13 protein-coding genes are annotated in these 19664 nt (G+C 63.7%); 3 read left to right on the plus strand and 10 right to left on the minus strand.

Features of this window, described 5'->3' with window-relative positions:
* The first annotated feature begins 223 nt into the window (after positions 1 to 223).
* On the plus strand, positions 224 to 1399 hold the full coding sequence (locus NKJ81_RS00770; protein ID WP_352539320.1) for an HlyD family secretion protein: 1176 nt from the start codon (positions 224 to 226) through the stop codon (positions 1397 to 1399).
* Positions 1396 to 3009, plus strand: coding sequence for a DHA2 family efflux MFS transporter permease subunit (locus tag NKJ81_RS00775; protein ID WP_352539321.1), 1614 nt, complete (start codon positions 1396 to 1398; stop codon positions 3007 to 3009). The genes NKJ81_RS00770 and NKJ81_RS00775 overlap by 4 nt, the downstream gene beginning before the upstream one ends.
* 320 nt (positions 3010 to 3329) lie before the next feature.
* Here NKJ81_RS00775 and NKJ81_RS00780 read toward each other — a convergent pair whose 3' ends face one another.
* Together NKJ81_RS00780 and NKJ81_RS00785 are read right to left on the minus strand one after the other, a co-directional pair.
* Positions 3330 to 4082: a metallophosphoesterase family protein gene (locus NKJ81_RS00780; protein ID WP_352469581.1), complete on the minus strand. Its 753-nt coding sequence runs from the start codon at positions 4080 to 4082 to the stop codon at positions 3330 to 3332.
* Positions 4075 to 4887, minus strand: a complete 813-nt coding sequence (locus tag NKJ81_RS00785) for a nucleotidyltransferase family protein (protein WP_352539322.1) — start codon at positions 4885 to 4887, stop codon at positions 4075 to 4077. The genes NKJ81_RS00780 and NKJ81_RS00785 overlap by 8 nt, the downstream gene beginning before the upstream one ends.
* Positions 4888 to 5605: 718 nt before the next feature.
* Between NKJ81_RS00785 and NKJ81_RS00790 the strand changes: the two genes are divergently transcribed.
* Entirely contained in the window at positions 5606 to 6478 is an 873-nt protein-coding gene (locus tag NKJ81_RS00790; RefSeq protein WP_352539484.1) for a hypothetical protein, read from the plus strand.
* 59 nt (positions 6479 to 6537) lie between these two features.
* On the opposite strand, the gene amaB is transcribed toward NKJ81_RS00790, so the two are convergent.
* The 8 genes from amaB to NKJ81_RS00830 form a co-directional block, all read right to left on the minus strand.
* Positions 6538 to 8052, minus strand: coding sequence for an L-piperidine-6-carboxylate dehydrogenase (gene amaB, locus NKJ81_RS00795; RefSeq protein ID WP_352501921.1), 1515 nt, complete (start codon positions 8050 to 8052; stop codon positions 6538 to 6540).
* Positions 8053 to 8235: 183 nt separating this feature from the next.
* On the minus strand, positions 8236 to 9510 hold the full coding sequence (locus tag NKJ81_RS00800; protein ID WP_352448164.1) for an RNA polymerase sigma factor: 1275 nt from the start codon (positions 9508 to 9510) through the stop codon (positions 8236 to 8238).
* A complete protein-coding gene (locus NKJ81_RS00805) occupies positions 9507 to 9881 on the minus strand; it encodes a YciI family protein (RefSeq protein ID WP_254817007.1) in 375 nt (124 codons plus the stop codon). Before NKJ81_RS00805 ends, NKJ81_RS00800 begins: the two co-directional genes overlap by 4 nt.
* Before the next feature lie 86 nt (positions 9882 to 9967).
* Positions 9968 to 11086 carry a DNA topoisomerase IB gene (locus tag NKJ81_RS00810; protein ID WP_352469574.1) on the minus strand — a complete coding sequence of 373 codons (1119 nt, stop codon included), beginning with the start codon at positions 11084 to 11086 and terminating at the stop codon, positions 9968 to 9970.
* 118 nt (positions 11087 to 11204) lie between these two features.
* A complete protein-coding gene (locus NKJ81_RS00815; protein WP_352448166.1) occupies positions 11205 to 12089 on the minus strand; it encodes a transglutaminase family protein in 885 nt (294 codons plus the stop codon).
* 7 nt (positions 12090 to 12096) lie between these two features.
* Positions 12097 to 14508 (minus strand): circularly permuted type 2 ATP-grasp protein, encoded by a 2412-nt coding sequence (locus tag NKJ81_RS00820; RefSeq protein WP_352539323.1) that lies wholly within the window; start codon positions 14506 to 14508, stop codon positions 12097 to 12099.
* 6 nt (positions 14509 to 14514) lie between these two features.
* Positions 14515 to 17886, minus strand: coding sequence for a transglutaminase family protein (locus NKJ81_RS00825; RefSeq protein ID WP_352539324.1), 3372 nt, complete (start codon positions 17884 to 17886; stop codon positions 14515 to 14517).
* A 442-nt stretch (positions 17887 to 18328) separates the two neighbouring features.
* Positions 18329 to 19534, minus strand: a complete 1206-nt coding sequence (locus tag NKJ81_RS00830; protein ID WP_352539325.1) for an acyl-CoA dehydrogenase — start codon at positions 19532 to 19534, stop codon at positions 18329 to 18331.
* Positions 19535 to 19664 lie beyond the last annotated feature (130 nt).

The raw sequence follows: 19664 nt of genomic DNA on the forward strand, positions 1-19664 counted from the left end.
AATTATCGCGCCATGGAGCGCTGACAAGGCCGGACCGCCGCAACATGAGGCGTACGGATCACCTGCCCGGTGAAGCGGCGCTCGAATTCCGACGCGCCCCCGCCTGTGTTCGATGTCGACCCGTTAACCGAACCCGTTTCCGGACAGGAACTTTTGCGGAAGCTTGCCGTTTGGCTTTGCGTCCGCTTCGGCGGCTGCAATATCAATCTTGAAAGCAATTCCGTTGGACACGAAGCCTCAACGCGTCGAGCAAGACGTCGAGCCTGTAAATGAAACCCGGGAGCAACCGGCCCCGGTTCGAGAATCTCGTGAGCGATCGGCAGAGCCCCGGCAGGAAAAACCCGACGGGAATGCCTCGCAACGAAAGGCCGGTCTGCTCGGCTTTCTCAGGCGCCATCCCTATGCGGCCGCAGCCATCGCGCTTGCGCTGTTGCTCGTCGTGGCAGGCATCGCGATCTGGTGGCTGAACGCTCGCCAGTACGAATCGACCGACGACGCCTTCATAGATGCGCGCATAGTGACGATCGGTGCGCAAATAGCCGGCCGCATTACCGAGCTGGCGGTTACCGACAATCAGCACGTACAGGCGGGCGATGTCCTCCTGCGTATCGACGACAGCGACTATCAGGCAAACCTGAAGCAGGCCGACGCCGGCGTCGCCGCGGCCGAGGCCGAAATCGTCAATGTCGCCGCGCAGATCGAGGCTCAAAAAGCAAAGGTAAACGCTGCCCAGAGGCAGGTTGCACAGGCCAAGGCAGCGCTGGATTTCGCCAAGGCCGAGGATCAACGCAATCGCGAACTCCTGGCCAGGGGCACGGCAACGCAGCAGCAGGCGCAGCAGGCGGCATCGACGTTGCGTCAGGACCAGGCTGCGCTGGACAGCGCCGAGGCCAATGTCGCCTCGGCAAAAAGCCAGGTTTCGGTCTTGCAGGCACAGGCCAGGAGTGCCGAGGCGCAGCTCGAGCAGGCCAAGGCCAGCCAGGAGCAAGCCCGCACGACGCTGTCACGCACGACTATCACAGCACCCGCAGCCGGGCGGGCAACGAGCATTTCTGCGGCTAACGGCACCTACGCCCAACCTGGCCAGGTATTGATGATGTTCGTTCCCGACGAGGTCTGGGTGAAGGCCAATTTCAAGGAGACGCAGCTCGATCTGATGCGGCAGGGACAGCCGGTCGACATCGACATCGACGCCTACCCGGACAAGTCCTTCCATGGTCGCGTCGACAGTATTCAGGCCGGCAGCGGCACCGCCTTCAGCCTCCTGCCGGCCGAAAATGCCACCGGCAATTACGTCAAGGTGGTGCAGCGCGTGCCGGTCAAGATCGTCTTCGACAAGCCGCCGGATGTGCTTCTCGGGCCAGGCCTGTCGGTGGTGCCGACGGTCAAGGTGCGATGAGCGGCGAAACCGCCAGAAATCAGGGTGAAAGCCGATCCGCCGCCGGGACGCACAATCCCTGGCTTATCGCCGTCGTCGTCTCCATCGCCACTTTCATGCTGGTGCTCGACACCTCGATCGCCAATGTCGCCCTGCGCAACATCGCCGGCAGCCTGGCGGCCGGAATGGACGAAAGCACCTGGGTGATTACCACCTATCTCGTTGCCAACTCGGTGATCATCCCGGTCAGCGGCTGGCTGGCAAGCGTCATCGGCCGCAAGCGCTACTACATGCTCTGCGTTGCGACCTTTACCGTCGCGTCGCTGCTGTGCGGACTGGCGCCCAACCTGGAACTGCTCATCCTGTTCAGGGTCCTTCAGGGACTCGGCGGCGGCGGCATGGCGCCAAGCGAGCAATCGATCCTTGCCGATACCTTTCCGCCAGAAAAGCGCTCGCAGGCCTTCGCGCTTTACGGCATTGCCGTCATCGTGGCACCGACGGTCGGGCCGACGATCGGCGGCTGGCTGACCGACCATTTCTCCTGGCACTGGATCTTCTTCATCAACGTGCCGTTCGGCATCCTGTCGCTGGCCCTGGTGCAATGGCTGTTGGTCGAACCGGACGTACTCGAACGCGAACGCAAGGAACGGCTGAAAGGCGGCCTGAAGATCGACGGGATCGGGTTCGTCCTGGTAGCGACGGCATTGGGGTGCCTGGAGATTTTTCTCGACCGGGGCCAGCGCTACGATTGGTTCGCCTCGGATTTCATCACCACTTTCGCAGTGATTTCCGCGATCGCGTTCCTGCTGCTTATCCCATGGGAACTCAGTCGCAGCGATCCGGTCGTCGACATGCGCCTATTATTCACGCGCCAGTTCGGCACGGCGTTCCTGGTCATGATGGCGGTCGGTGCTATCCTGTTCAGCACCACCCAGATCGTGCCTCAGCTGCAGCAGACGACATTTGCCTACACCGCGACGCTCTCGGGCCTTTCGATGATGCCGGGCGGCATCGCCATGTTGATCTTGATGCCGGTGTCCGGATTTGTAGGCAGCATCGTGCAGCCCAAATATCTGATCATGATGGGCATGTCGGTGGTCGCAGTGGCCCTTTGGCATATGACCTCGCTTACTCCGGACGCCAGCTTCCGCTTCTTTGCCTTTGCCCGTGTTTTCCTGATGGTCGGGCTGCCGTTCCTGTTCATTCCCATCTCGACCGCGGCCTATGTCGGCCTGCCCCCGCAGAAGACCAACCAGGCATCTGCGCTGATCAACGTTGCACGCAATATCGGCGGCAGCATCGGCGTCTCGCTGTCCAACACCGTCATTGCGCAAAGCTCCCAGATCCATCAATCGAATCTGGTCGGCCACACCGTGCAGTCGTCGCCCGCCTATCAGCAGGCGCTTCGGCAGGCGACCGAGCATTTCGTCGCCCAGGGTTCGCCAATGGTCGAGGCGAAGCAGCAGGCGATCGCCTGGCTTGGTCAGTTGATCGCTCGCCAGGCCACGCTGCTCGCCTATGTCGATGTCTTCCGCTACTGCGCGGTGGCAACCGCCCTGCTCGTTCCGCTGGCGCTGCTGCTGCGGTCAAGCAAGTCAGGCGGCAGCCAGCCGAATCCGGAGATGGGCTGACCCGCAGGCGCGACGGTGTAGTTCCAAAAACGGGCAAGCCGGGAACCAGCCGACCCGTTGCGTTGTTCTGCGCCAAGAGGAGATGATTACGATGGCCACTATTCCCACACCCGAGCCAACACCGACCCCGGTGCCACCGCCTCCCATCCCCGATCCCAAGCCCGTGCGTGAGCCGGACCCCGACAGGCTCCCCGACGAAGATCCCGTTCCCAACCCGGATGAAAACGACATTCCACCGAAGCGGATGGCTGTTACCCGGCAAGTGCCATGATCGTTCTGCAGCGTGCACGGGCGATTGCTTGCGCCAGTGGCGCTGCCTGTCAGATTTCGAGCATGGCGTAGGGGCGGCCCGTCGGCTTGGCGACATGCATGGCAACGTTATAGACCGACGCCCCGCCCGGCGTACGGCCCTCGTAGGCGCCGCGATGCGCATGACCATGCACCACCGCACTGACCTGGAACCGGTCTATTGTTTCGGCCAGGCGTGACGAACCGAGAAATGGGAAGATCTCCAGCGGCTCGCCTTCGACCGTCTCGACGACAGGCGCGTAGTGCAGAACGACAAGCGTGCGTTTGGCGCGGACCTGCCGCATCGCGTTTTCAAGCCGCATCGCTTCGTTCACGCTTTCCGCCACCATCGACTTGATGGCCGGTTCGCCGAAGGAGCCGAGCATGCGCGATCCAAAACCGCCAACGAAACCCTTGACCCCGACGAACCCGACCTCGTGAATCTCCGTCGCCTCGCCATCGAGCAGATGAACGCCCGCCTGGCGCAGAATGTCGGTGACCTGCTCGACGGCGCCTGACTCATAGTCGTGGTTGCCAAGTACGGCGACGACCGGGATCGTGCAGGCACGCAGTTCCTCGGCAAGGATTTCGGCCTCCCGAGGCTTGCCGAGATTGGTAAGGTCGCCGGTCAGCACGAGAACCTGGGCTTCGCGCGACATCTCGCCGAAAAGATCGCGGTACGACGCCTGGTCCTCCTTGCCGACATGCAGATCGCCAATGGCGGCGATCTTGAGTGTGCCGCCGTTTTCCGCCTTTGCCGAAGCAGGTTTGAGTTCGTCAGCCATCGCTATATTCTCCTTCACCGCCGACGTCGGCAAAGCCCCATTCCTTGACGTCGATCTCATAGTCGGTTCGTGAAAGCATGCGCCCGCGGCAGATCCGCATCCGGGAAGGCGGCAGTTCGCGCTGTTTGGCCAGCCGGTCGAGCAATTCGTCGAGCAGCCACGCCGGCACACGGTCTCGCTCCGTCGGATAGATCCATCGGAAGTTCAAGAGATGCATCAGCAAGACTTCCCAATGGACTTCCATGTAGGAAAGCAGCCTTTGCCAATCGATCTGGTCGTGCGCCTTGAGGATGGTGTGCGCGACGTCGGCGCCATCGTGGCGGCGGCGGTCCTGGATGAAGCTTTTGGACCAGATAAGCTCGGTTGGGCCGATGATCCGCACCTGGCTGCCCAGCAATTCGCCCTGACGGGCGTGCTCCAGCCACAGGTCGTCGACGGGCATTGTGCCGTTCATCGAGGCGAAAATGACGTCGAAAAAATGCGTGCCCTTGAACACTTTGCCGAGCCACCGGTCGTCCTCGACCACGACGGCGTAACCGATCCGCTTGAAATGGGCGAGGATGCGCGGGCAGTCGCCGGCCTTGCAGAAAATATCGAGATCCTTGGTCAGGCGGGTGATCCCGGTATAGGCGCTTACGGCATAGGTGCCGGCGACGAGAAAGGGGATGCCGGTCGTGACAAGCTCGCGGATCGCCTCGATATAAAAGACCTCCGCTTCGGCATTGCGAGGCGTCGGGGCGGCTTTTGGATCGACCGACGGAACGGATGCCGGGATGGCGCTTTCCGGTGGGGGATTAATGATCATAGCTATGGCTCCTGGCCCGGCAGACCAGCAGCCGCCTGTATCTAATAGCCAAGCACGCCCGATGGTTCCCGCCGTTACGCGGCACTGCCGCTCCCGCCGCTGCATCAGGCGAACACATCGCCGTCGCAGGCCTTCGAAGCGGTCATGGCTGTCGCCGTCGCGGCAGTGATGAAAAGACATGCGACCGGTTATTTTGGCGTCAGGATCGCAGTGCAATCAGCCTCAAGCGCGTCGAGGCGGAGTAGGCCCGCTATCATCCTCAGGTCCGGAAAGGATTGGCTTCAACATGGTTCCGGAGCTGTCGGAGGCGCTGCGCACCCGGCGCAACAGCCATTTGAGCGCCCGTAGCCAAACCGACTCTGTTTTCCGTAACGGTGCAGGCGGCGTGGCGAAAAGGCCATTCTCCATTTTGTAGTTCCTCACAGTCTCAGTCCAAATCAGCGTTCTTCAACGAGCAAAGCTTGTGTTGGTTCCGCGTCGCCATCGGCGGGAGCACGGGCTGGACGGGGCGAGGCCATCATTGGCGGGTTCGAGCGGGCTAGCCTTCTGCAGGGAGATCAGCGCCTCGCGAGATCAGCCTCGGCGATCAAGTGGCGGAATTCAGCTACCAGCCGGCGGGATTCGGCTCGTATCCTGATGCGCCGGCTCTGGACACGACCCGCGAAGGCTGAAATTGTGATCGTATTTCCAGTTGCAAATTTGGTTGGGCTCGGCGGGGATGGCGCTGGTTTCTGAAGACATTGCCCGCCATCCGGCGCTGCGTCGCCATGTCCAGGCTCAGTCGCGGACGCTTCTCCAGACCTATGAAGCGAACCCGCGGCTGGCCTCCGTATTCGCCACCCAACAACGTTGGCTGATGGCCCATATCGGTCTTGCCTTGTATTTCAATCGAGAGCCGGACGATCATCGCAAGGGACTTACGTCCGCACGGTTCATGGACGACATCTGCCGGCATTCGGTGGCCAGCCGCAACACCGCCGACGCCTTCCTGAAGGAGATGCTGCATTACGGCTTCATCCGGCATCTGCCGATCAAATGTGGGCGCATCCGCCCCTTTGAGCCGACCGCGGGCACTCTGGAGACGGTTGCCGGCTGGGTCATGGCTCATCTCAGAACGCTGGACAGCCTGGACAGCCTGGACAGCGGATTTCGACTGGCTGCATTCGTCGCACAACCGGACATGCTCGCCAAACTGCAGCCGCTGGTGGCCGACGGCCTGCTTTCGTCGCATGCCGTGCGGGAGCCGAGACAGACCTTTTCCTTGTTCACCTGGCTCGACAATGGCGGCATCGTCATGGATTGGCTGATGTCCGGCGTCGACCCCGATCATGCCGACCTGGACCGAATCCCGACCGGTGTCGTCTCAATTGGAGATTTCGCGAACTGGCTCAAGCTTTCCCGCACCCACCTGTCACGCAAATTGCGCGATGCCGAAGAACTCGGCAGCATCGGCTGGCTGGGCCAGCGCGGTCACTCGGTCATGTGGGTGTCGAGCGAGTTCTATCAGGAATACATGACCGCCCAGGCCATCAAGCTCGCCATCATCGATGCAGCCTTCGACAACTGTGTTGTAACTTCGCAAGCCAGCTGAACCGCGAGCCGACCGCCGTCGTGGCAGCCTTGGCGCCGCCGCGACGGAGATCTGGCATTTCAATCGATGTCGAACGACACGCCCTGCGCAAGCGGCAGCGCCTTGGAATAATTCACCGTATTGGTGGCGCGCCGCATATAGGCCTTCCAGGCATCGGAGCCGCTCTCGCGGCCGCCGCCGGTTTCCTTCTCGCCACCGAAGGCACCGCCGATCTCGGCCCCTGACGTGCCTATATTGACGTTGGCGATACCGCAGTCCGATCCGTCGACGCTAAGAAAGCGCTCGGATTCCTGCAGGTCGCGGGTAAAGATCGAGGATGACAGCCCCGCTCCCACCGCATTGTGTTCTTCTAGCACGGTGTCGAAGTCCGAATATTTCATCACATAGAGGATGGGCGCGAAGGTTTCCTCCGTCACCGGCGAAACCTGCCGCGGCATTTCGACCAGCGCCGGACGCACATAGTAGGCGTCGGGGTGACCGTTCTCGACCCGCATTCCGCCGGTTATCTTACCGCCATGCGAAGCCGCCTCCTCCAGCGCCTTCTGCATATTCTCGTAGGCAGCCTTGTCGATCAGCGGGCCAACCAGAGCACTTGTCTCCAGCGGATTGCCGACCGAGACGCTCTCATAAGCCTTCTTCAGGCGCGGAACGAGCTGGTCATAGACGCTCTCATGCACGAACAGGCGCCTGAGCGTCGTGCAGCGCTGGCCGGCCGTGCCCATGGCGCCGAAGGCGATTGCGCGGAGCGCCATGTCCAGATCGGCCGTCGGGCAGACGATGCCGGCATTGTTGCCGCCGAGCTCCAGCACGGCACGGGCAAAGCGCTTCGCCAGCCGTGGGCCGACATCCCTGCCCATGCGCGTCGAGCCGGTGGCCGAGACCAGCGGCACCCTGGGATGATCGACCAGGATCTCGCCGACGGCGCGATCGCCGATCAGCACGGGCGCCAGTCCCTGCGGCGCGTCAGCACCGAAACGTTTCACCGCGCGTGCAAAAATCGCTTCGCAGGCGAGCGCCGTCAGCGGTGTCTTCTCCGACGGCTTCCACACCACCGCGTCGCCGCAGACCAGCGCAAGTGCTGCGTTCCACGACCACACCGCGACCGGAAAGTTGAAGGCCGAGATGACGCCTACGACACCGAGCGGATGCCAGGTCTCCATCATGCGATGGCCGGGACGCTCGGTGGCGATGGTCAGGCCGTACAATTGCCGGGAAAGACCGACGGCGAAATCGCAGATGTCGATCATCTCCTGCACTTCGCCAAGACCTTCGGATGGGATCTTGCCGACTTCGATCGATACCAACCGGCCAAGCTCGGCCTTGTGTGTGCGCAATTCCTCGCCGAGCAGCCGCACCAGTTCGCCACGCTTGGGAGCTGGCACCTGCCGCCACGCCAGGAAAGCTCTGTGGGCATTGTCGATGGTCGTTGCCGCATCGGCCGGCGAGATGGTCTTCAGCGCGGCGATCTGCTCGCCGGTCACCGGGCTGCGCACGATAAGATCGCCGCCCGTAAGCGCGCGCTCGGCAACGCCCAGTTTCGCCAGAAGCCCGGCCGTTTCCTTCGCAATCGTCATTTTCATCCCTTTCAGATTCCGTCGCTCATATGGCGTCGGTCCGAGCCTTGCGCCATACCCGCTCCCTGCCGGTCGGCACACCAGGCGCTGTCATGGCGTGGCATTACGCGTTTCAGGGAGAAATCGCCACCCCGGCATGGTCCAAGCCGGCGTCCGACTGTTGAACCAGCCAGATAGAGCGAATCAGTGTGCCGTCTTGGCGGTTTCCCGCACGGCGCTTTCTTTCATCAGCCGGTCGATATGCATGCGGATATGCGCTGCCTCGGCGGCCGTGTTGGCAAGCGCGATGGCGCGGTCGAAAGCGACGCGCGCCTCCTCGCCGCGGCCAAGCTGCATCAGCAGTCCGCCCTTGAGGCCGAAGAAATGGAAATAGCCGGAAAGCCTTCCCTCCAGCGGCTCGATCATGGCGAGTGCGGCTTCCGGTCCACGCACCTTGGAGACCGCGACGGCGCGGTTGAGCGTCACCACCGGCGACGGCTGCATCTGCTCGAGCAGGCCGTAGAGCAGGTCGATCTCGTTCCAGTCCGTGTCCTCGGGCTTTTCCGCCCGCGCATGCAGTGCGGCGATCGCCGCTTGCACCTGGTAGGGACCGGGCTTGCGATGGCGCAACGCCTTATCGACCAGCGCCAGGCCTTCATCGATCATCTTGCGGCTCCACAGGCTGCGGTCCTGGTCTTCGAGCAGCACGATCTCGCCGTTCTCGTCGAAGCGAGCCGGCGAGCGTGCATGCTGCAGCAGCAATAGCGCCGTCAGCCCCATGATCTCCGGCTCGGTCTGGAACAGCCTGAGCAGCAGCCGGGCCAGCCGGATCGCCTCTTCGCAAAGCGGCGCACGCGCCGAAGCCTCGCCGCTGTTGCTGGAATAGCCTTCGTTGAAGATCAGGTAGACCATGGCGGCGACGGCGGCGAGCCGTTCGGAGCGCTCGACCGCTCCCGGCGTCTCGAACGGCACCCCGGCGTCGGCGATACGCGCCTTGGCGCGCGTGATACGCTGCTCCATTGCGCTTTCACCGACGAGGAAGGCGCGGGCGATCTGCTTGACCGTCAGGCCGGAGACGATGCGCAACGCCACCGCGATCTGCTGTGTGGCCGGCAGGTCGGGATGGCAGCAGATAAACAGCAGCCGCAAAATATCGTCGCGGTAATGCGCCCCGTCCAGCCGCTCGGCGACGTCGCTCTCGGCATCCTCTAGATCGGAGATCTGGTCCTCCTCCGGCAGCGGCGCCTGCTTGGCGCGCTTGCGCACCGCATCGATGCCGCTGTTGCGGCCGACGAAGATCAGCCAGGCTGCCGGATCGCGCGGCGGACCGTTTTTCGGCCAGTTGTTCAGTGCCCTCAGGCAGGCGTCCTGGAATGCTTCCTCCGCCGCGTCGAGGTCGCGGAAGTAGCGCAGCAATGCCCCCATCGCCTGCGGGCGAGCGGTGCTGATTGCCGTGCTGATCCAGGCGAGTTCGGTCATGCGGAAACCTTGGCGGGATTGAACAGCGAGACCGGCCGGATTTCGTAGGAGCCGCCGCTCGGGTTGACCTCGGAAAGCTCGCGCGCGAAGTCGACGGCCTCATCGAGGTCGGCGCATTCGAGCGTGTAAAAGCCGAGGAACTGTTCCTTGGTTTCGGCAAACGGGCCGTCGATGACGATCGATTCGCCCTTGACCTTCCTCAGCGTCGTCGCCGCGGTCGTCGGCAAGAGCCGCGCCACCGGGCCAAGCCGGCCCGCCTGGGCATATTTTTCCTGCACACCCAGAAGTTTTTCCATGACGGCGTCGTCCTGCTCCTTGCTCCAGGAGCAGACGACGTCTTCGGAGGCATAGCAGAGGATCGCGTAGAGCATGGGTCGTCCTTTTCTCTTTCAAAGGACGAAACACTAGGGCCGATGCCGACATGGCGTCGACAAAAAAATACGCTCCGGTCCCGGCGTCATTCCCTCGCCTTCAGCCATCTCAAGACCAAGGCCTCCTCGTCGTCGAGCCCGGCGATCGAGCGCTTGCCTTGGTTGGCATCCGCCATTTCGTCCAGCAGCCGTCCTTCGGGCCAGGCGCGGAACACTTCCGGATGGATGTAGCATTGGCGACAAACCGCGCGCGTATTGCCGAGCCGCTCGGCAACCTTGTCGATGATATTGTTCATCACCCGCTTTTGCTGCGCCTGGCTTTCCGGACGTTCGGTTTGCGCAAACAGCGACGCCGCATGGATGGTGCCACCCCAGGTTCTGAAGTGCTTGGAGCTGAACTCCGCTCCGGCGTTCTCCCTGATATAGCGGTTGACGTCGTCTGAGCGCACCGGATGCCTGTTTCCGTCCTCGTCGAGATACTGGAACAGTTTTTGGCCCGGCAGGTCCTGCGCTCCACGCACGACCTTGGCAATCCGGCGATCGACAAGCTTCAATCTCCATTCCTTGCCGGATTTACCGATGAAGGCAAAACGCAGGCTCGAGCCCTTGATGTCGACATGGCGGTCGCGCAGCGTGGTCAGCCCAAAACTCTTGTTGTCGCGGGCATAGGCGGCATTGCCGACACGGATCATCGTGTTGTCGAGCAGCCAGACGATAGCCGCCACGACGCGTTCCAGCGGCAGGCCGTGACGGCGCAAATCGACGTCGATCTGCCGCCGCAGTTCGGGCAGGCTTTCGGCGAAGGCGATCAGGCTCGAATATTTGACGCCGTCACGCTCCTCCGCCCAGTGCGGGTGATAGCGGTATTGTTTGCGGCCGCGCTGGTCCCGACCGGTCGCCTGGATGTGACCGTCGGCATCCGGCGAGATCCACACATCGGTCCAGGCCGGTGGAATGGCGAGCGCCTTGATGCGTGCCAGCGCCTCCCCGTCGACAGTCCGCCCGTCGGGTCCTTTGTACGAGAACCCCTTGCCCGAACGCAGCCGGCGAATACCGGGTTCAGTGTCGGTGACATAGTTGAGCGAGGCCCGAACGGCCGAGGCTTGCGCGCCGTTCTCCAGCGCTCCGTTCTGCGGCACCCCGTTTTTTGGTGCAGCTTTCCTCACAGCCGATTGGCCAGACGACGACCCGGATTTGTCCAGCATGTCCTCTCCACGGAATTTCCGTAGATAAGCCGCTTGCCGGCTGCGGGTTCCAACGCCTCTTGATCTCTTGGTTCCAGAACAGCCTATCGACGTCGCCGTGCAACGAAGACGTGCGTCGTCACGCCTTTTCGAGCACGACCGGAATGACGTCGACCGCTTGCTCCCCGACCTGCCCGCCGGTGGTTTTCAGCACGCCGACGATCGGCGCCACATCGGAGTAATCGCGGCCGTAGCCGACCGTGATATGGTCGTTGCTTGCCCGCATGCCATTGGTCGGATCGAATTCCTGCCAGCCGGCATCGCGCCCGCACCACACCTTGACCCAGGCGTGCATGGCGTCGGCACCTTCGAGCCGCGGCTTCCCGCGCGGCGGGATGGTGCGCAGGAACCCGCTGACATAGCCCGCGGGAATACCGAGGCCGCGCAGGCCGGCGATCATGATGTGGGAAAAATCCTGGCAGACGCCGCGCTTCAGGCCGAAGGCGTCGCTGGCCCGCGTCTGCACGGTGGTCGCCTCGCCGTCATAGGTGAAATCGCGGTGAATGCGGTTGCACAGAGCCATGGCCGTGCCGACTGTCGAACTGCCGGCACTGCCTTTCGCATAGGCAGTGATTGCCGCGTCGATGCCGGCATGATCGCTGGCGGCCAGAAAGTGATGCGGCGAAGCCGGCGCCAGCGAGTGCACTGCGCCGAGTTCTTCCCTCAGCCGGCGTATGTCCGGCGATACGTCGAGCCCGGGTTCGGGCCGCGATACCGACACACGCGCGCTCATCCTGATGTCGAGCGCATCATGCGCGTCACGAAAGGCGATCGAGGTGACACTGTTGCCGAAAAAGTCGGAAAAGTCGGAACGTTCGCTGGGCGCCGGCACAAAAGACAGTGAAGCGGCGATGACGCGTTGCACGCCAGGGATGGTCGGCGGCAGCACGCGCACCTGATGGCGGCCACCGCCGGCCGCCGCATCATAGTCGTAACGCAGGTGAAGCCTGATGTCGTAGAGCATGCTGTCTCTACCCGAAATAGGCTTTGGCGAGGCTGTTGTAGAGCCCGCCGATTTCATTGGCGAGATCGCCGAGGGCGTTGGCCGTCATGTCCGAGGGCTCCTTGATGGCGATCGACGTGTTGAGCTGCAGGATTTCCTTGGCCGCCGGCGACATATGGCCTTCAGCGCCGACAGCGGGCAGCAGCGCGATTTCGGCCTTCAGCCGTTCGAGCTGGAAAAGGATTGAGCGCGGGTTGAGCGGATCGAGCGCCAGAAGGTCGACCACCGTGCGCCGTCCCGCTTGCACCGGATATTGCCGACGGTGGGTCATGACGCTGTCGCCGATCTCCAGCATCATGTCGAGCGCACCTTCCGGCGCCTGGGCTCTGGTCAGCCGGGCGAGCGTGCGGGCGATCTGGATGCCGCGTTCGAGCCTGCGGCCGATTTCCAGGAAACGCCAGCCGGCAAAGCGGTACATATTCTCGTGCAGCAGGCCGGAAAACCCGGCCAGCTTGCGCAGGATGACCGTCATTGCCCTTGTCGCGTCGTCGCCCGGCGCCACTGTCGCGGCAAATTGGTGGATGGTCTTCGATAGATCCTTCAATGCCAGCCAGCCATCGGGCGAGAAGCGGTCGCGGATCTGCCCGGCGCTGTAAACGGCGCTGTCCAGCGTGCCGATGAGCCCCAATGGGATTGCCGTCTCGACGTCGATGCCGAACGGCGCGAGATAGTCGCTGATATCGGCGAGCAGCGGCATCTCGGGATCGGATGTCTCGGCCAGCCGCACATGGTAGGCGCGCAGGATGCGCACCGTGTCTTCCGACCGCTCGATATAGCGGCCGAGCCATGTCAGGTTCTCAGCCGCGCGGCTGGGCAGGCTGCCCGGCAGGGTTCGGGTGAAGCTGTCGTGCTCCTGCGGCAGCAGCGTCTCGCGCTCGACCGGCCTGTCGCTGACCACCCAGACATCCGCCGCCTGGCCGCCGCGCTGCATGGCAATGGCCGTCGGGTCGAGCGAAAAGCCGACACGGGCAAAACCGCCCGGCATCACCGTCCAGCCTTCCGGCGTCCGCGCCAGATAGACGCGCAGGCTTGCCGGCCGCGGCTCCAGCCAGCCGCCGACATAGACAGGCGTGGTCGACAGCGTCACCGCTTCCTGGCCGACGAAGTCGCCGCCGTCCCGTTCGATCCTGGCGACCAGTTCGGCCCGTTCCTCGACCGACAGCGCTGACCCGAGCTTGGTCGAGCCGTCGTCCTCGAAGGCAAGCCGCGTCGACAGCGCCGGGCCGATCACCATGCTATCGATATTGGCGAGCACATGTTCACGCTCCGTCTCCTGCCCGCACCACCATGTCGCGACCGTCGGCAGCAGCAGTTCCTCGTTGCGCAGGGCGCGCGAAATCTTGGGCAGGAAGGCGAGCAGCGCGCGCGTCTCCATCAGGCCGGAGCCCAGTGCATTGACGGCCGAAACCGCCCCTTGCCGAACCGCCTCGACCAGCCCCGGCGTGCCGATCTGCGAGTCCGGCCGCAATTCAAGCGGATCGGCGAAGGCGGCGTCGAGCCGCCGCCACAAGACGCTCACCGGCATCAGCCCCGAAACCGTGCGCACCATCAGCCTGCCGCCGGAGACGGTCAGGTCCTCGCCCTCGAGCAGCATGATGCCGAGATAGCGGGCGATATAGGCATGTTCGTAATAGGTTTCGTTTAGCGGTCCCGGCGTCAGGATGGCGACACGGCCGCCGGCTTGCCTGGCCATGCCGATCAGCGCGTCGCGGAAGCGACGGAAGAAGCCGGCCAGGCGGTGCACATGCATTTCGCCGTAGATGTCGGACAGCGCCCTTGTGGTGGCGACGCGGTTTTCCAGCGCAAAGCCGGCGCCCGACGGCGCCTGTGTGCGGTCGCCAAGCACCCACCAGCGGCCGTCCGGGCCACGACCGAGCTCGAAGGCGCAGAAATGCAGGAAATGGCCGCTGGCCGGCCTGGTGCCGACGACCGGCCGCAAATATTCGGGGCTGGCCGCGATCAATCCGGCCGGCAGAATGCCTTTCTCGACCAGCCGGTTCGGACCGTAAATGTCGGCGATGGTCTCCTCGAACAGATCGGCGCGCTGGACCAGGCCGGCGCTGATACCAGCCCATTCCTGCTCCTCGATCAGCAGCGGCACATGCGCCAGCGGCCATTCGCGCTCGTTGGCGCCGGCCTTGTCGTAGACGCGGTAGTAGACGCCGGCGTCGCGCAGGTACTGGTCGGCGCGGGCGAAGCGCTGGGCAAGCTTTTCCGGCCCCAGGTCCTCCAGCGCCTCGATGAAGTGCCGCCAGGCCGGCCGCGGATTGCCCGACGCATCGACCATCTCGTCGACGACGCCGTCGATCGGCTGATAGTGCTCCAGCAGACTGTGGGTCTGCGGCTTGCTGCGCAGCCTTTTGTGATTCCCCTTCGCCATGGCTGATCAGAGTCTTTGCGGCCGCCGAAGGTCAAGGGTCATCGGGAAATCTTCAGAGGCTTCTTCGTTGCGCAGCACATAGCTGGACGGCGTATGGCCACGCGGCTCGAAGCGAGCGAGCCGCCGCGCCTCCGCTTCGTTGCCATTGACCGGGAAGGTGTCATAGCTGCGCCCGCCGGGATGTGCGACATGGTAGACGCAGCCGCCGATTGCGCGGCCCGACCAGCGGTCATAGATGTCGAAGACCAGCGGGGTGTTGACCGGCAGCGCCGGATGCAGGCCGGACGCCGGCTGCCAGGCCTTGAAGCGCACGCCGGCCACCGCGATCTCGCGGTTGTCAGTCACCTTCATCGGCACGACGCGGCCGTTGCAGACGACGGCGTGACGCTCCGGGTTGAGCCCCTCGGTCTTCACCTGCAGCCTTTCGACGGAGGAATCGACAAAGCGCACGGTGCCGCCGATCGCGCCTTGCTCGCCCATCACGTGCCACGGCTCGAGCGCCTGCCTGAGCTCCAGCTTGACGCCGGCATGCTGGACCTCGCCGCAGAACGGGAAGCGGAATTCGAGCTGGGCATCGAACCATTCCGGACGGAATGCAAAGCCGTTCAGCTTGAGGTCGTCCAGCACATCGAGAAAATCCGCCCAGACATAATGCGGCAGCATGAAACGGTCGTGCAGCGAAGTGCCCCAGCGCACGAAGCGGCCGTCGAGCGGGTTCTTCCAGGCCCGGGCGATGATGGCGCGCACCAGCAATTGCTGCGCCAGGCTCATGCGCGCGTTGGGCGGCATCTCGAAGCCGCGGAATTCGACCAGCCCGAGCCGGCCGGTCGGCCCGTCCGGCGAAAACAACTTGTCGATGCAGATTTCCGATCTATGCGTATTGCCGGTCACGTCGGTCAGAAGGTTGCGGAACAGCCGGTCGACCAGCCACGGCAGGGGTGCCGCGCCCTTGTCCGGATGCGGCACCTGCGCCATCGCGATTTCGAGTTCGTAGAGCGTATCGTGGCGCGCCTCATCGAAGCGCGGCGCCTGGCTGGTGGGGCCGATGAACAGGCCGGAGAAAAGGTAGGACAGCGACGGATGCCGCTGCCATTGCAGCACCAGGCTCTTCAACAGGTCGGGGCGGCGCAGGAACGGACTGTCATTGGGCGTTGCGCCGCCGACGACGACATGGTTGCCGCCGCCGGTGCCGGTGTGGCGGCCGTCGATCATGAACTTGTCGGCGCCAAGCCGCGTCTGCCGCGCCTCTTCGTAGATCGCCGTGGTCGTCGCCACGCAATCCTGCCAATTCGCGGCGGGGTGGATGTTGACCTCGATGACGCCGGGATCGGGTGCGACACGGATGACGTTGAGGCGCGGATCGTGCGGCGGGCCGTAGCCCTCGATATGCACAGGCAGTCCGATCGCCTTGGCAGCGTTCTCCGCCGCCGCGACCAGTTCGAGATAGTCCTCCAGCGCTTCAACCGGCGGCATGAAAACGCAAAGCCGTCCGTCGCGCGGCTCGACCGAAAGCGCCGTGCGCACGGCGCCGCCGATCTCGGTGATCTCCTGTTCGACACGGTCCTGCTGGCCGGTGGCGGCCGTGAAGGAAACGGCCTGCTGGCGTCGCGCCATTTCGTCGGCGCCTTCCAGTTCGGCCGCAGCCGGCGAAGAAACAGAACCGGGCAAGATCGCCTCACGCGCCGGCAACGATCCGCGCGGCAGCGATGGATCGACGGGCACGATGTAGGGAAACTGTGCCGGCGGCACATACGGCAGCGTACCAAGCGGCAGGCGGTAGCCGACCGGCGAATCGCCGGGCACCAGGAACAGCCGGCCGCGCCGCGTCTTCCACTTCTCTGAGCGCCAGCGCGGTCCGGACGCCTGGCTGTTCCAGCGCTGGACAGGCAGCACATAGCCCGACGGCTTGGTCAGCCCGCGTTCGAACACCCGCGCCATGCGGCTGCGCTCCTCGGGGTCCTCCAGCTTCGAATTGGAAGGATCGACGTTGTCCGGCAGCTTGCCTTCCTTGAGCAGCCATTCGGCGGGATCCTCATAGGCTTCGCTGACCATCGTCTTCTCGATGCCGAGTTCGTCGGCAATCGCCGTCAGCAGGCTTTCGGCCTGCTTCGGTCCGACATCCGCCTCGCTCTTTTCATGTGCGATCAGCGACGGGTCGCTCCACACCGGCTCGCCGTCGGTGCGCCAGTAGAGCGAGAAGGTCCAGCGCGGCAGGCTTTCGCCGGGATACCATTTGCCCTGTCCGTAATGCAGGAAGCCGCCCGGCGCGAAGCGCTCGCGCAACCGGCGGATCAGGGCATCGGCCTTTTCCCGCTTGGTCGGCCCGACGGCTGCCGTGTTCCACTCGGCCGCCTCGAAATCGTCGATCGAGACAAAGGTCGGCTCGCCGCCCATGGTCAGCCGCACGTCGCCGGCCTGGAGTGCTGCATCGACCTCGACGCCCAGCGCGTCGAGCGCCTGCCAGCTCTCGTCGGAGAACGGCTTGGTGATGCGCGGATGCTCGGCGATGCGGTCGACCCGCATGTCGAAACCGAACTCGACATTGGCGAAGCTCGCCATGCCGGAAATCGGCGCGGCATTGCGGAAATGCGGCGTTGCCGCGAGCGGCACATGGCTTTCGCCGGTGAGCAGGCCGGAGGTCGGGTCGAAGCCGATCCAGCCGGCGCCCGGCAGATACACCTCGCACCAGGCATGGAGGTCAGTGAAATCGGTCGCCGTGCCGGGCGGCCCGTCAAGAGCGACGAGGTCGGGCTTCAGCTGGATCAGATAGCCGGAGACGAAGCGCGCAGCGATGCCGAGGTTCCTCAGTATCTGCACCAGGAGCCAGCTCGAATCCCGGCACGACCCCTTGCCGGCGGCCAGCGTTTCCTCGGGCGAGAAGACGCCGGTTTCCATGCGCACGATATACGCGATCTCGCGCTGCAGCCGCGCATTGAGGTCGACGACAAAATTGACGGTGTTGGTCGGGTGGCGCGCGATGGTTTTCAGGAATGCCTCCAACAGCGGCCCCGCCGGTTCCGGCGTTCGGTAGATGGTCAGATCGTCCCGGATCTCTTCGGGGTATTCGAATGGAAACGTCTCGGCCAACGGTTCGACGAAGAAATCGAACGGATTGTAGACCGTCATGTCGGCAACGAGATCGACCTCGATCTTCAGTTCCGTCACCGGCTCGGGAAAGACGAAGCGGGCCAGGAAATTGCCGTAGGGGTCCTGCTGCAGATTGACGAAGTGATTTGCCGGCCCGACCTTCAGCGAATGGCTGAGCACCTTGGTGCGGGAATGCGGCGCAGGCTGCAACCTTATGACTTGCGGGCCCAAGACGACCGGCCGGTCGTATTTGTAGTGGGTCAGGTGATAGACGGCTGCCAGAATTGCCATGGTGCCCCTGAAGTCGGCGTTTCAAAAGGAGTTCGCTGAACCCTGACACGAATGCTGACCATTCTCCAAGCAGAGATGTTGCGCTGCACCTAAATCAAGCAGCTTTCATAGCTCACGAAACGGAGCGCCGACCCCGGGATTCCGCAGTGTGGCGGCAAGACGTTGCAACGCTGCAGAGCCGAAGTCCGGCGGGTCAGCACCGGGCGCTTCCCGCCGATATCGATGATCGGCAGCACACGCGATGCTTCGTCGAAAAGAGCGGAAAAGAAAAACCCGCCTCGGCGGGCGGGTCGTTGGAGCCAATTAGCACCATATCCGAATTACTAGCATAGCTGCCGGCACAAAGCAAGAACAAAATGTGGCATGGTCGACGAAAGTGCCGATCTCCCGCTTTGCGAGGGGAGATACCAGGCACGGAAATCCTGGAAGCGGAGCCTGAACCCTAAAAGAATGCCTGCAACCCGGTCTGCGCCCGTCCGAGGATCAGCGCATGCACGTCATGCGTGCCCTCATAGGTGTTGACGGTTTCCAGGTTCTGGGCGTGGCGCATGACGTGGTAGCCGATCTGGATGCCATTGCCGCCATGCATGTCGCGGGCCTGGCGGGCGATGTCGAGCGCCTTGCCGCAATTGTTGCGCTTGACGAGCGAGATCATCTCCGGCGCCATCTTGCCTTCATCCATCAGCCGCCCGACGCGCAGGCTGCCCTGCAGGCCGAGCGCGATCTCGGTCTGCATGTCGGCGAGCTTCTTCTGGAAAAGCTGCGTACCGGCCAGCGGCTTGCCGAACTGCTTGCGGTCGAGGCCATACTGGCGGGCGCGGTGCCAGCAATCCTCGGCCGCGCCCATGGCGCCCCAGGAAATTCCGTAGCGTGCCCGGTTGAGGCAGCCAAACGGCCCTTTGAGACCCGAGACGTTGGGCAGCAACGCGTCGTCGCCGACCTCGACGCCTTCCATCACCACTTCGCCGGTGATCGAGGCTCGCAGCGACAGCTTGCCACCGATCTTCGGCGCCGACAGCCCGTTCATGCCCTTTTCCAGGACAAAGCCGCGAATCTGGTTGTCATGCGCGCCCCCACTTTCGTCGGACAACTTTGCCCAGACGACGAACACGTCGGCGATCGGCGCGTTGGAAATCCACATCTTCGAGCCGGAGATCCTGTAGCCGCTCGCAGTCTTCTCGGCCCGCGTCTTCATGCCGCCCGGGTCGGAACCGGCATCAGGTTCGGTCAAGCCAAAGCAGCCGATCACTTCGCCCGACGCCAGCTTCGGCAGGTATTTCTTGCGCTGTTCTTCCGAGCCATAGGCATGGATCGGATACATTACCAGCGACGACTGCACGCTCATCATCGAGCGATAGCCCGAGTCGATCCGCTCCACTTCCCGCGCGACCAGCCCGTAGGTGACGTAGTTGGCGCCGAGCCCGCCATATTCCTCGGGGATGGTGATGCCGAGCAGTCCGGCCTCGCCCATCTCGCGAAAGATCCCGGCGTCGGTCTTCTCCTCGAGATAGGCTTCCTCGATCTTCGGAGCGAGCTTGTCGGCGGCAAACGCCGCGGCGCCATCGCGCACCATGCGCTCGTCCTCCGAAAGCTGGTCCTCGATCAGGAAAGGATCATCCCAGACGAATGCGTTCTTGTCGGCGGCCATGGCTCTCGGTCTCCCAAACTCATCCATGTCGCCCAAAGCTTGCCCGCGGGCCTGACCCGAGGGTGTTCGGCAGCTTGGGGATAACGACATGCATCGAAACAGAAATCTTGAAACGCGCGGCTTATCGGCT

Source organism: Mesorhizobium sp. M0018 (assembly GCF_040323955.1).
In the GTDB taxonomy this organism is placed as follows: Bacteria; Pseudomonadota; Alphaproteobacteria; order Rhizobiales; family Rhizobiaceae; genus Mesorhizobium.

Excerpts from the sequence above, each read along its gene's own strand:
- NKJ81_RS00775 (WP_352539321.1), top strand. The coding sequence starts at position 1,396 with ATGAGCGGCGAAACCGCCAGAAATCAGGGTGAAAGCCGATCCGCCGCC.
- NKJ81_RS00780 (WP_352469581.1), bottom strand. The coding sequence starts at position 4,082 with ATGGCTGACGAACTCAAACCTGCTTCGGCAAAGGCGGAAAACGGCGGC.
- NKJ81_RS00785 (WP_352539322.1), bottom strand. The coding sequence starts at position 4,887 with ATGATCATTAATCCCCCACCGGAAAGCGCCATCCCGGCATCCGTTCCG.
- NKJ81_RS00790 (WP_352539484.1), top strand. The coding sequence starts at position 5,606 with ATGGCGCTGGTTTCTGAAGACATTGCCCGCCATCCGGCGCTGCGTCGC.
- amaB (WP_352501921.1), bottom strand. The coding sequence starts at position 8,052 with ATGACGATTGCGAAGGAAACGGCCGGGCTTCTGGCGAAACTGGGCGTT.
- NKJ81_RS00800 (WP_352448164.1), bottom strand. The coding sequence starts at position 9,510 with ATGACCGAACTCGCCTGGATCAGCACGGCAATCAGCACCGCTCGCCCG.
- NKJ81_RS00805 (WP_254817007.1), bottom strand. The coding sequence starts at position 9,881 with ATGCTCTACGCGATCCTCTGCTATGCCTCCGAAGACGTCGTCTGCTCC.
- NKJ81_RS00810 (WP_352469574.1), bottom strand. The coding sequence starts at position 11,086 with ATGCTGGACAAATCCGGGTCGTCGTCTGGCCAATCGGCTGTGAGGAAA.
- NKJ81_RS00815 (WP_352448166.1), bottom strand. The coding sequence starts at position 12,089 with ATGCTCTACGACATCAGGCTTCACCTGCGTTACGACTATGATGCGGCG.
- NKJ81_RS00820 (WP_352539323.1), bottom strand. The coding sequence starts at position 14,508 with ATGGCGAAGGGGAATCACAAAAGGCTGCGCAGCAAGCCGCAGACCCAC.
- NKJ81_RS00825 (WP_352539324.1), bottom strand. The coding sequence starts at position 17,886 with ATGGCAATTCTGGCAGCCGTCTATCACCTGACCCACTACAAATACGAC.
- NKJ81_RS00830 (WP_352539325.1), bottom strand. The coding sequence starts at position 19,534 with ATGGCCGCCGACAAGAACGCATTCGTCTGGGATGATCCTTTCCTGATC.